We start from the raw sequence: 13,491 nt of genomic DNA, 5'->3' as shown, positions 1-13,491 counted from the left end.
ACCATATATTAGCATGGCTCATATGTCCCGAACCTATGGTTTTCAATCGCTCTCTTCATTTTTTTTCCCGGGTTAAACCCGCGGCTACAAGATTGACCGAGGCTACGCCTCTAAGACGTGTTGAACAAGCCCCCCGATGTGTCAACAAAATATATCCTTAGACGCTAATCAGCATCCCATCTGCCTTACCCACACAAAACGGCATAGAGCCATAAAATATTTTTTTATTAACGCGTAGGGGATGTGCTCTTTTCAAACGTCAATTATTTATAAACCGCTAATATTTTAGTTTTCATGAAACCACTTATACCCGTAGAATTACTGGAAAAGTATTTGAATGGTAATTGCACAGAAGAAGAGATAGCATTGATTAAGCAATGGTATCATTCTTTTGAGGATGACTATGATTATATCTCGGGCGCAAGCGAAGCCGATGAAAAAGAAATAGAAGAGCGGATATATAACCGGATTACCGAAAATATTGAAGTTGATAATATCCCGGGACAGACAGGTAATGTACGATACCTCGGTATATTAAAATGGTCTGCCGCCGCGGCCGTTGCTGCGTTTTTACTGGGTGCTTTTTATTGGGTTAATAACACAAAAAGCCCATCATCACAAGTAGCACAAGTTGCCCCTCAACAGGTAGAACAGGTTGATATCACCAACAATTCAAATCAAATTTACAAAGCAGTATTGCCCGATAGCAGCACCATTTGGCTAAGTCCGGGAGGCAACATAAGATATCCTAAAACATTTGCAAAAAATGTCCGGATCATATCCATGTACGGCGAAGGCTTTTTTGAGATAACTAAAAACCCCAGGCGACCTTTTATTATCAACGGCCGAACTATAATTACCAAGGTTTGGGGCACCAGTTTTTTAATACGTGATAATTATCGCAGCAACACTGCCGATGTATCGGTTGTAACTGGCAAGGTATCGGTAAGTATTAAAAACAACGATCAGGATAACAACGTGAACACCAATTTAGAAAAGCACGAGCTGATGCTTTATCGGAACCAAAAGGCAGTTTACCTGGTAGATAAACATTTATTGAAACCGGCAGGCATAGTAAATCAGCCGGCATTAAAAATATGGAGCCAGGTTAATCTTTCATTTGATAACAAACCCCTGCGCGAAATTATCCCGGTGCTTAATGCTACTTATGGAGTACATATAAAGGTAGCTAATGACAGGTTGAACCATTATATGCTTAATGCCGATTTTGCAGGCTTTAACCTGCCGGATGTGTTGGCGGCCCTAAAAAAATCTATCAATGTAAATTACCAGATAAAGGACAATAACACTATTGAACTTAATTAAACCAATTAATTACTAACCCAAATTAACCTGACAAGCCTATGAAAAGTAAGATACCCACTTAAAAAAGCACCTCAGTTCCTGAGGTTGCAAATTCACCCGTAAAATAAAAAAGCTTAGAAGTGTTGCGACCACTCCTAAGCTCGAAAAGCCCAATACTGATGCACCATAAAATGGTGTAGCGGGCATTTAATTGTCTCATTTTTAACAAAGAAACATTACAAATATATGAAATTTCGTTTGCGAAAGCCTATTCCCTGGTCTAAAATCATGAAGATTACATTTAGTCAAATATTGATAGCAGCTTTGCTAAGCACCTTAGCTTATTCAAGCCCGTTAAGGGCGCAAAGCGTACTTGACAAAACGGTTAGCCTGTCGTTTAAACAGGTTACCGTACAAGAGGTTTTAAACTACCTGCAAAAAGACAACGACATCAAATTTATCTACAGTAAAAACTCGATAAATCTGTCGCAAAAAGTTACTGTGAATTTTGAGAACAAAAGTTTAAAAAGCGTTCTTGACCAGTTGCTAAAAAGCAATGGCATTGACTACGAGGTTTTAAAAGACAGAATAGTACTGGGAAAACCTGCCGATATTAAAGCAGTCGAAGGTACTGCTACCTCTGCCGACAAATCCGCTGAGCTTAACCAGGCAATAGCCGGTATCGTGGTAGCAGGTAAAGTAGTTGATGAAAAAGGCTTGCCGTTGCCTGGTGCAAGCGTACGTGAAAAAGGAACGCAAAACGGTGTACAAACAGATGTAAATGGCAACTTTAAGTTGAACGTTAGCAGCGAGAACGCGGTTTTGGCTGTCGATTTTATCAGCTACCGCTCTACCGAAGTTAATGTTGGTAAACAAACCTTTATCACCATAACCCTCATCGAAGATATAAAAGGATTAAACGAAGTAGTGGTTGTAGGTTATGGCACACAAAAAAAGAGTGTAACTACCGGTGCAATATCTGGCGTTACCGCCAAAGAATTTGAAGACCTGCCGGTTACACGCGTAGAGCAAATATTACAGGGCCGCACCTCTGGTTTAACCATTGCCGCAAACAATGGCCAGCCAGGCGAGGGCGCTACCGTACGTGTAAGGGGTATCACCTCATTTAACAATAACGACCCGCTTTGGGTGGTTGATGGTGTTGTGGTTGATAATGGCGGTATTGGCTACCTTAACCAATCAGATATCGAATCGATTGAAGTGTTAAAAGATGCTGCTTCGCAAGCAATTTACGGTACACGTGCCGCAGCCGGCGTAATTTTGGTAACCACCAAAAAAGGCCGCGAAGGGAAGCCGCAGATAAATTATTCAGGTTATTATGGCACATCTAAACCAGCGCGCACAATTGATTTATTAAATGCCCAGCAATATGCTACCTTACGTAACGAAGCAAGTGTTGCCGGCGGCGGCGCCATTGTATATCCCAATCCGGCATCGTTAGGTGTTGGAACCGACTGGCAATCCGTTATTTTCAACAACAGCGCTAAACGCCAAAATCACGAGCTAAGCGTTAGCGGCGGTAACGATAAATCTACCTACTATACATCCTTTGGTTATTTACAGCAGGATGGTATTGTTGCCACAGATATATCAAAATACAAACGCGTCAATTTTAGGGTTAACCAAACCTACAAGCCTGCAAAATGGATAAACTTTGGCGAAAACCTTGGCTATACTTATAACAAATCAATCGGCCTGGGTAATACCAACAGCGAGTTTGGCGGCCCTATCAGTTCGGCTTTAAACCTCGATCCTATTACGGTTCCGGTTGTAACCGACCAAACTGCTGCTTCGGCCCCTGTATACGCCAATAACCCTGTGCGCAGAAATTCGTTGGGCTATCCTTACGGTATATCAAATATAGTAGGCCAGGAAATTACCAACCCGCTTGCATATATATCAACCCATTTAGGTAACTATAGCTGGGCGCATAACATTGTAGGCAATGTATACGGCGAGTTAGAACCTATAAAGGGCCTTAAACTACGCTCGACAGTAGGCACCAAGATTGCTTTTTATGGCGGCGAATCGTTTAACCCGGTAGCCTACCTCAATTCATCTACCATAACCTCGCAAAACAGCTACAACCGCGAAAGTAACAGGTTGTTTAACTGGAACATTGAAAACACCGCATCGTATAATCGCACAATAGGTAAACATAGCGCCACCGTGCTGGTTGGCCAGGGAGCTTATTCAGAAAACAACCGCTATACTGATGGCGTAACTTATTACAACTTGCCGGTTGATAACTTCCAGGGCGCATCTTTAAATTACAGCATACCAGCCGCTAACAGAATTGGTTACGGCAGCGAAGGGCAGGCACACACCATCAGCTCGTTATTTGCCCGTGTTAACTACAACTATGATGAGCGTTATATCATAGAGGGCGTTATCCGCCGCGATGGTTCATCAAGGTTTGGAGCTAACTTTAAGTACGGTACTTTCCCGTCATTTTCTTTGGGTTGGGTGCCTTCAAAAGAAGCGTTTTGGCCTAAAAACGAAACTGTTAACTTCTTAAAATTCCGTGGCGGTTACGGTGTGGTTGGTAGCGATGCCATTGCAGACAATGCCTTCCTTTCAACTATTGGCGGTGGCCGTAACTATAGTTTTGGCACCGGCGATACCTACATAAGCGGTTACAGTCCTAATGCGCCATCAAACCCTAACCTTCGCTGGGAAGAAACAGCACAAACCAACGTGGGTTTTGATGCCGTACTATTTAACGACTTTAACCTAACCTTTGAATGGTTTAAAAAGAAAACCAGCGGCATTTTACAATACCCGCCAATCCCGTTATATGTGGGCGCTATATCAAACCCTGCTGCTAACATTGGCGATATGGAGAACAAAGGCCTTGAGTTAGAATTGGCTTACCGCAAAAAAATAGGCGAATTTAACTTAAACGTTAACGCCAATGTAACGCACATCACCAACAAAGTTACCTATTTAGGTAACGGTCAAAAATTCCTTGATGGCGCGGGTTTCCAGGGAGTTGAAGGAGGTATTACACGTACCACTGTTGGCCAGGCTTACAATTCTTTTTACGGATACCAAAACATGGGTGTTTTTCAAACACAGGCAGAGATTGACAGCTATGTATCGGCAAGCGGCCATAAAATACAGCCAAATGCCAAGCCCGGCGATTTTAAATGGGCCGACCTTGATGGTAACGGAACTATTAACGATCAGGACCGTACCTATATTGGTAACCCTACACCATCGTGGATATATGGTTTAACCTTTAATGCATCGTACAAAAACTTCGATATCGTTGTGTTTGGACAAGGCCAGGCAGGTAACATGATTTTCCAGGGCTTACACCGTTTAGATATCGGTAACTCCAACTTCACCACTAAACGTTTAGACAGATGGGTTGGCCCGGGCACGTCAAACACCGAGCCCCGTGTAGTTGATGGCGACCCCAACCATAACACCACCTATAACTCTAAATACTACCTTGAAAAAGGCGATTACTTCCGCATCAAAAACCTACAGTTAGGATATAGCCTCCCTAAAAATCTGATTAGCAAAATTGGTATGCGAAGGGCGAGAATATATGTAACCGGCGAGAACCTGTTCACCTTTACCAAATACTCTGGTTACGATCCGGAGATTGGCGGCGGCAGCTACAGTATCGATCGTGGTTTTTATATGCAGGCAAAATCGTATATGCTGGGTGTAAGTGTTGGATTTTAATAATTAATGAAATGAAGAAGAGTATAAAATATTTATCATTTTTTCTGGCGGCGTCATTTGCGGTAACCGCCTGTAAAAAAAGTTTTCTGGATGTAAAGCCTAAAGGCACCAATCTGGAATCGAGCTATTACCGTAACCAAACCGAGGCCTATAATGGGCTTACAGCTGTTTACGATGTTGTTGGATGGCAAGGCGGCGGTTTTGTAACCAAAGAAGGCGCCATGGATGCCGGTTCTGACGATCATTATGCAGGTGGTGGTAACGCTACCGATATTAACGATTTGCAGGTATTTTCAAACTACACGCTATCCCCATCGGTGGGCCCGTCATACGAGTTATGGAAAGCCGGCTTTTCCGGAGTATTCCGCGCAAACGTGCTGATCCAGAAATTGCCAAACGTTCCGATGGACGAGGGCTTGAAAAGCAGGTACAAATCTGAAGCTACCGCGTTGCGCGCTTATTTCTATTTTGACTTGGTAAGGCTGTTTAAATATGTGCCTTTATTAACCGAGTCGATACCGGCCGACCAGATTTACAATGTAGAGCAAGCTACCCCTGCAGCAGTGTATAAGCAAATTGAAACCGATTTGAAAGCAGCAATAGCCGACGGAAATATCCCCGATAAAATAGACATAACAACAGATGGCGGCCGCCTTACAAAAGGCGCAATACATGCCTTATTAGGCAAAGTTTACCTTTATGAGCAAAAATGGACGGAAGCGGCAGCAGAGTTTGCCGAAGTAAATGGCACAACACCCGGCCAGGCAAACACAAAATATGGTTACAAACTGCTTGCAAATTTTGCCGACCTGTGGAAAACACAAAATAAATTTAACAGCGAGTCGATACTTGAGGTTGGTCACTCATCAAAATCAGGAGGCGATTGGTCATGCATTGCCTGTACCGAGGGTAACGTTTTAAATATTATTGTTGGCCCGAGAGATTACAAGGCCCTGAAACCCGGAGCGCCGGATTATATTTCAGGATACAGCTTTTTGCCTATTACCAAAAACTTATTCGATGCCATACATTTCGATCCGCGTAACAAGGCAACTGTGGCAAATTTAGACAGTTTAAAAGCAAACGGCATTGCCGACTATACTCCGGGATATATGAACACCGGCTATTTCCTGGGCAAATTTGCCGGGCATGTTGCCGATAAAACTACCGGCGGCGGTGCTCCCGAACTAAATTATCCGCAAAATTTATACGAAATACGGTTAGCCGATACCTACCTGATGGAAGCCGAGGCGCTTATTCGTGGTGCAGGCAACACGGCACGTGCAACAGCGTTAATGACCGCCGTACACACCCGGGCTTATAACGACGGTGTAACGCACGGACTGGCTGCCACCTTCGAAAATTTGAAAAGGGAACGCCGCCTTGAACTTGCCGGTGAAGGGCACCGCTGGTTTGATCTGGTACGCTGGGGCGATGCTGCAACAGTGTTGGGTTCAAGAGGCTTTACTGCCGGTAAAAATGAAATTTTACCTATCCCGCTTAATGATTTAAACAACACCAAGCTTAAGCAAGGTAAAGAGTGGGGTGGTACGTTATAATTAATTTATTGAAATAATTATGAAATTAAACATTATTAAAGCCTGTGCCCTGGGGGTACTTGCTATTGGAATGTACGAAGGCTGCAGGCCAGAAAAATATGATGGTAATGGCTTAACCTCTACCGACCTTAAAGCTGCATTCACCGTAACGCCGGTAAGCGGCAAAGCAAACTATTACGTATTAAATGCCGATACGAAAGGCGTATTAGCTGTAAAATGGGACTTGGGCGATGGCGCTGCAATAAGCAAACCTACCGACACTGTTTTCTTCCCCGATGCGGGCAAATACACCGTTACCCTTACTGCAATAGGTAAAGGCGGCGAAACAAAAACCGCTTCCCAGGATATTAGCGTAGCCACCTCTGATCCATCTGCCGGAAACCTGGTGCTGGGATCGAATATGGCTGCAAGCGATGATGCTTTCTGGAACCATATAACCATATCAAACGGTGTTACCTTTGCTATAGATAATGGCAAAATGGTTGCAAAAGGCGGTGGCTATGGTCATGCCGGCATTTGGCAGGCAATAAACGTTGTTGCCGGGCGCAGATATCAAATAGATATGAACGTTGATGGCAGCGGCGCATCTGACACCTGGTTTGAAGTTTACTTTGGCACAAAACAACCTGTTAACGGATCAGATTACAGCGATGGTGGTGCACGCCTTGCTATAAACACCTGGACGGGGTGTGGTAAAACACCATTTAATGGTAAACTATCTGCCATACAATGCGCCGGGAGTGGTAATGTTGTTACTGCTGCCGCAACAGGTAAAATGTATTTACTTATTAAAAGCGGAGGTAATAACCTTGGCTTAACCGGCATCGAGTTTACCAAGGTAACACTTCGCGGGGTTCAATAATTTATAACAGAACAAGGTTGCATGAGCTCATGCAGCCTTGTTCTTACTCTTATCAAAACATGAAAAAGCTAATATTTGCTATATATCCCTTGCTCGTTTTAGCTGCACCATCGTGCTCAAAAAAGAGCAGTTCGACGATGGAGCCCTTTAAACAAATAGAACAGCCTGTTAAAACATACGGCTTTGAAAGTGCCGCCACMTGGGCTGATGAATTTGATACCAACGGTGCACCCGACCCTGCAAAATGGACCTACGATGTTGGCGGAAGCGGCTGGGGTAATAACGAACTGGAGTATTATACAAACACCACCAACAATGCGGTTATTAAAGATGGCGTACTAACAATTACCGCCAAAAAAGAAAGCCTGAACGGAATGAATTATACCTCATCAAGGATGGTTTCAAAAAATGGCAGCGATATGCTTTACGGCCGCGTAGAGGTGAAAGCCAAACTGCCTGCCGGCAGAGGCACCTGGCCTGCAATATGGATGTTGCCAAACGATTATGCTTACGGCGCGTGGCCAAACTCCGGCGAAATAGATATTATGGAACATGTGGGCTACGATCCGAACAAGGTTCATTTTAGTGTACACAACCAGCTATATAACGGCGGCAATGCAAAAACAAGTACTTTAGAAATCCCTACTGCCTTTACCGAGTATCATTTGTACCGTGCCGATTGGACACCAACATCTGTAAAAGGTTATTACGATGATCAGCTGGTATTTACTTATACCAATGATGGCAAAGGATCTGCAGGCTGGCCTTTTGATAAACCTTTTCACGTATTACTAAACCTTGCCATTGGCGGTAACTGGGGCGGTGTACAAGGGGTCGACGATAGTATTTTCCCCGTTTCGATGCAGGTAGATTACGTGCGTTTTTACAAAATGACTACAACAAATTAGTGTCGTGTCAACGATAAATTGACGGATCGTCTTTAGCCCAAAGTCTAAAGTTCTAAGTCGAAAAAGAGAAAATTCAACTTTAGACTTACGACTTAATACTACTGACTTAACACTAAAAAAAACGATAAATATTATCTGTGGTTTTGCATCGGCGTTAAACCGGTTTTGAATCCCTTTTTCCTATAATTTGCGCTAAGTATTCTAAAAATATGAAAAAACATTCGCGATACCTGCTTGGTATTTTAGCCATTGGTTTGGCTGTAACTCAATATAGCTGCAGCAAATCATCAACCGGCGGCAATGATACACCAACCACACCAACTAAGCCGGTTGATCCCGTAACTCCTGTTACTACCGATGTAAACATGTGGCTTACCACGGCAGATCAGGCGGTTTTGTTTAAGCAGCAAAATATCTCGCTGGTGTTTAATACCAACACCAGTACCAACCCTACCATTAACGTAGATGATTCAAAAGTGTACCAGCCTATTGATGGATTTGGTTTTGCACTTACCGGGGGCAGTGCTTCGCTTATCAACTCGTTAAGCGAGGCCAATAAAACTGCGCTGTTGAATGAACTGTTTAAAACCGATGGAACCAATATAGGTATAAGTTATTTGCGTATAACGCTTGGCGCATCTGACCTTAGCGCGGCACCTTTTAGTTATGACGATGTAAGCGGAGACGTAGCCCTTACTAATTTTAACCTTGATAAAGAAAAGGTGGATCTTTTGCCAATACTTAAAAGGATATTAGCCATAAACCCCGATATAAAAATACTTTCGTGCCCCTGGAGCGCCCCCGCATGGATGAAAGATAATAATAGCTTTTATGGCGGCAGCTTAAAACCCGAATATTTTGATACCTATGCCAAATACTTTGTAAAATACATTCAGGCGATGAAGGCCGAGGGCATAACCATTGATGCTATTACTCCGCAAAACGAGCCGCTTAACGCCTATAATAACCCCAGCATGTTAATGCTATCGGCAGATGAGGGTAAGTTTGTAAAAAACAATTTAGGGCCTGCATTTAAAACAGCCGGAATTGCAACCAAAATAATAGTTTATGACCACAACGCCGATCACCCGGAGTATGCTACAGATATTTTTGCAGATAAAGCAGCGGCCGATTTTGTTGACGGCGCGGCATTTCACCTTTACGGCGGGTTCATCAACGCACTTGGCACCGTGCATGACCAATACCCTGCAAAAAACATCTACTTTACAGAACAGGCAACCTTTGCCGGCGGCAACTTTGGCAGCGATTTAGCTTACCATGTAAGCAACCTTATCATTGGTGCTACCCGTAACTGGAGCCGTAATGTTATCGAGTGGAACCTGGCTTCAGACCCTAACCAAAACCCGCATACCGTAGGCGGATGCACTTCATGTTTAGGTGCAATTACCGTTGGCACCAGCGTATCCCGTAACGTATCCTACTATATTATTGCACATGCATCAAAATTTGTAAGGCCCGGCGCAGTAAGGATAGCATCCGATTTGGTAAGCAATGTACTAACCGTAGCTTTTAAAAATACCGATGGCACCAAAGTGCTGGTTGCTTTAAATGCCGGAACTGCCGACCAGCCTTTTAATATTAGTTATAAATCAAAAATGATTAACACATCGTTAAAAGCCGGAGCCGTGGCCACCTATATTTGGCAGTAACCTGTTAACTCAACATAAAAAGCAAAAGTTGGATGCTATAGTTTTTTAATACTGTCTCCCCCCCCCCCCTTATTGTTGCCCTCACGCAGTGCATCGGCCTGCTATGTGTGCTAACCCGCGTGGGGGAAATTTACGTGGGGCAGCAAACCTATAATAATGCCATGCTCAGATCTATAGATATTACTTATATGCAAAGAATGGGATTAGTAAAGTTGGCAATATCTATCAGCGATTAATTCGGGCCATTGGTGATACAGGAGCAAACTGCCAAACTCAACAGGCCCTGCCGGATTTCTTTCTGAACTAATCGTATCAATGGCGGTGTTAACCTTTTGGAACATGTAAATACTTACCGAAATTGACAATCAGATTTTTAGCTGTTCATAACATACTGTAGTCTCTGCCTCTTTTGAGCCATATTGCCAATGCCATTACAGCCGGTAATATGGAAGAAATATTTATAGCGGCGTAACCGACAATTTATAAATCCAAATCGGCGATTAACGCAAATCAGACAGGAAATAGTTCGAGATTTGTACAGTAGCCACCACAATTCAAAAGCTTCTTAGTTAATTCTAAGAGGCTTTTTTTTGGAGAAATCTCAACCGCATTTTTACGGGATTCTGAAAACTTGTTTCATTATGTGTTTAGATGAAGTGAATGGACGAATTACGAAACCCTCCGCGCTTATAGCAATCAGGTACAAGGACGAGCGTAATAAATACTTCCCTGATTATCTTCTATGATGATATACGGTGTCATGAACAGCAATTATAATCAACACTATGGTTGCTATCCCCCCAAATGGTATAGTAATTATAGATAGCCAGAAAAGAGATCCAATAGGATTAAATATTTTTCCAAAGGCAATTCCCGCCCTCACGCAATCGTCGGTTCCTGCTTCGTTGATTTGACAACCCAAACAGTAGCCTATAAAACCGGCCAACATCGATATCAATATCGGGGATAAAGCTATTATCAGAATGTAAAGATGATATAGCAGTACTTTTTTGATGCTAACTGTTTCCGGGAATAGGTAAGGCTTCATAATTAGCAAGATAAAATAATTTTCGTATGGCCTTGTGCTTTCCTTCTTAAAACACATTTTAAACTGGTACAGTAGAGGAGTGAAAGTCCTTTTGTTGCTGGTTCGATCTCTGCTGATACTACAAATCAAAAACTTCTGAATGAATCGGAGGCTTTGCAACACTGAATCTTCTACGAAAATTAAAATAATTTTACCTGGCAGAATTTTCCCGAAATGTTGTGGGGAATGTCTATTATCTAATAAATATAATTAATTAATGACTTTTGATTATTATTTCTTTTAAATTAAAAAAAGCGTAATTTCTAATTTTATTTTTTATTTGATTCGGTTTTCCACCGTATAGCTTGCGTAAAAATACGTTCCTGAACACGTACAAACCCTATTGTTATACAGTGCATTAGCAGATAATTTTACCCTCATAGGTTTTCGGAAAATAACACGGCCCCTGATCCGTACGTTCCCGATATCTCGCCCCAATTATTCTAAAGATTAAATATTTGTTAACTAATAGATATTGAATGCTTATTGTAATAAGTAATAAAATACTATTGTGCAAATATTAAAAAGCTCCTGAACTAATAAAAAACCTTTATCTGCCTTATTATATGATCCGTACCGCACTTCAATTTATACAAAGCGAACTTGAAGCCTACATGGTTAACCGGGAGAATGACCCCGGCAGCTATAAAACAGGCAACGTGGTTGATTTGAAACCCATTGTTTTACCTAATGGTAATATCAATATTACAGATTCTACGCATGTTACTATTATGCTGGTGAATATTGAGGAGGAACGAAGGGAAGGTAAGCAAGCCTACTATTTACCAACACCCGATAAAAAGTATTTAAGGCTTAATCCTCCGGTTGAAATTGATTTGTTTCTGCTGTTTGTTGCAAATAATTCCGACTACCCAACCGCATTGCGTGATCTATCGGATGTTATTGGCTTTTTTCAATCACATTCCGTGTTTGACAGCCAGGGTTACCCTTCTCTTAACGCCTCGGTAACCGATGCCGTTAATAAACCCTGGCAACTGATAGACAGGCTGAGTTTCAAATTGGTTAGCCTGACGTTTGAGCAGCAAAATAACCTTTGGGGCATGTTAAGTTCAAAATATATGCCAAGTGCGGTTTACCGGGTTAAGCTCCTTACCGCGTTTGAAACCAAGGGCAATGATGTGGTTACTTCGGTTAGTGAACTTGATTTTGTTGAAAACTAATTAAAATTATGGCAACGCTAACAGTAAAATATTCGCAACTGCTCACCTTGTCGGTAATGCAACAGTTTTATAGAAACGGCATTTGCGCGGCGTACACCACTGCCCCCAAATTGGATTTCACCATAGTGCCAACTGATGAATGCCTTACTTTTTTGAAAGCAAAAAATATGGTATTTAAAAATACTGATACCACCGGTGGTTTTACCATCATGGCACGTACCCAGGGTACCAATCTTTCAGATAATCCCCTTTTGAAAAACAGGGTTACCAATGCAGATAAACTTACTTTTTTTATGCTGCTGAATAATCGTAACGCGGTAAATTTTGATTTGCTGCCAACGCAACTGACGGCCGGCAATATCTATTATTTCAGCAACCAGGTAGTTGATAATGCTGCCTTGCGTACCAATCTGCATTTATCAAAAAATAAACTTGGCGTTGATGGAAACAACGACCAGGTAAAAAAAGCGGATGCCAATTATAAGTACAGTTTTGCTGGCGTTGTAACAACTGCCCAGGCAGTAGTTAAACACCTTTTAACGGGCGTAACCGTTAATGCCACATCGGTTATTGTGCAAGGTACAAACTCAATGTTATCGTTTAACCTTTCAGCATTGCCGTCGGGTCGCTGCCAGTTACTGATCAGCAATGTGCTTACCGATTCATTTTATTTTTTGGGTACTATGGCCAGTCAGCCTGTGTTCGGCATTATCGAACTTATCCTCGCTGCAACATTAGCTGCCAATTATAGGATAATTGAAGCCGACCAATCGTTACTGCCCGCACGGCCCAACTATACTGTTTTGTTTAAAAACCGGCCAACCTTTTGGCGTTACAATATTCAACTGCAAACTACCAGTCCTATTTACCTGGAGATGGCTAAGTTAACTCCAGCACAAAAAACAGACTATATCAATCAGCTCAGTATTACCTGTAATGATGCTAGTATCAAATTCAAGCTGGCTTCAAATACCGATCTGAGTTTTGTGTTTGTATCGCTGGCTAATATTCCACTGCAGGAAAAGTATATCCTCTCGTCAAGCGCCACCGGTGCCCCGCTCGTTTTTACACTATACAAACACATTACAACCAACAAAACCGAGATAAAATCAAACCTGGCGTACCCGTCAACAGGCGTCATCAATGCAAGCAGCCCTCCAGCTATTTATTCAGACATATTTATATCACTTTAAAAAACACTT

General features: G+C 42.4%; 8 protein-coding genes. All 8 read left to right on the top strand.

Annotated elements, in window-relative coordinates; all coding sequences use genetic code 11:
* The first annotated feature begins 294 nt into the window (after positions 1–294).
* The 8 genes from AC1DV1_RS08130 to AC1DV1_RS08095 all read left to right on the top strand — a co-directional run bounded on the left by AC1DV1_RS08130 (position 295) and on the right by AC1DV1_RS08095 (position 13,482).
* The gene (locus AC1DV1_RS08130; protein WP_477357370.1) at positions 295–1,326 is read left to right on the top strand and encodes a FecR family protein; all 1,032 of its coding nucleotides are present in this window, start codon (positions 295–297) and stop codon (positions 1,324–1,326) included.
* A gap of 267 nt (positions 1,327–1,593) precedes the next feature.
* Positions 1,594–5,022, top strand: coding sequence for a TonB-dependent receptor (locus AC1DV1_RS08125; protein WP_477357368.1), 3,429 nt, complete (start codon positions 1,594–1,596; stop codon positions 5,020–5,022).
* Positions 5,023–5,033: 11 nt separating this feature from the next.
* On the top strand, positions 5,034–6,581 hold the full coding sequence (locus tag AC1DV1_RS08120; protein WP_477357366.1) for a RagB/SusD family nutrient uptake outer membrane protein: 1,548 nt from the start codon (positions 5,034–5,036) through the stop codon (positions 6,579–6,581).
* A 19-nt stretch (positions 6,582–6,600) separates the two neighbouring features.
* The gene (locus AC1DV1_RS08115) at positions 6,601–7,443 is read left to right on the top strand and encodes a PKD domain-containing protein (protein WP_477357364.1); all 843 of its coding nucleotides are present in this window, start codon (positions 6,601–6,603) and stop codon (positions 7,441–7,443) included.
* Between the two features lie 59 nt (positions 7,444–7,502).
* The gene (locus AC1DV1_RS08110) at positions 7,503–8,351 is read left to right on the top strand and encodes a glycoside hydrolase family 16 protein (protein ID WP_477357362.1); all 849 of its coding nucleotides are present in this window, start codon (positions 7,503–7,505) and stop codon (positions 8,349–8,351) included.
* A gap of 209 nt (positions 8,352–8,560) precedes the next feature.
* A complete protein-coding gene (locus AC1DV1_RS08105) occupies positions 8,561–10,021 on the top strand; it encodes a glycoside hydrolase family 30 protein (protein WP_477357360.1) in 1,461 nt (486 codons plus the stop codon).
* Between the two features lie 1,653 nt (positions 10,022–11,674).
* Entirely contained in the window at positions 11,675–12,289 is a 615-nt protein-coding gene (locus tag AC1DV1_RS08100; RefSeq protein WP_477357358.1) for a Pvc16 family protein, read from the top strand.
* Positions 12,290–12,297: 8 nt separating this feature from the next.
* On the top strand, positions 12,298–13,482 hold the full coding sequence (locus AC1DV1_RS08095) for a hypothetical protein (protein WP_477357356.1): 1,185 nt from the start codon (positions 12,298–12,300) through the stop codon (positions 13,480–13,482).
* Positions 13,483–13,491 lie beyond the last annotated feature (9 nt).

It is taken from the genome of Mucilaginibacter sp. P4_D1 (genome assembly GCF_056401935.1).
This window is presented reverse-complemented; position numbering and strand designations above follow the sequence as displayed.

Coding starts and splice junctions, on each gene's coding strand:
- AC1DV1_RS08105 (WP_477357360.1), top strand. CDS start 8,561: ATGAAAAAACATTCGCGATACCTGCTTGGTATTTTAGCCATTGGTTTG.
- AC1DV1_RS08100 (WP_477357358.1), top strand. CDS start 11,675: ATGATCCGTACCGCACTTCAATTTATACAAAGCGAACTTGAAGCCTAC.
- AC1DV1_RS08115 (WP_477357364.1), top strand. CDS start 6,601: ATGAAATTAAACATTATTAAAGCCTGTGCCCTGGGGGTACTTGCTATT.
- AC1DV1_RS08125 (WP_477357368.1), top strand. CDS start 1,594: ATGAAGATTACATTTAGTCAAATATTGATAGCAGCTTTGCTAAGCACC.
- AC1DV1_RS08120 (WP_477357366.1), top strand. CDS start 5,034: ATGAAGAAGAGTATAAAATATTTATCATTTTTTCTGGCGGCGTCATTT.
- AC1DV1_RS08095 (WP_477357356.1), top strand. CDS start 12,298: ATGGCAACGCTAACAGTAAAATATTCGCAACTGCTCACCTTGTCGGTA.
- AC1DV1_RS08130 (WP_477357370.1), top strand. CDS start 295: ATGAAACCACTTATACCCGTAGAATTACTGGAAAAGTATTTGAATGGT.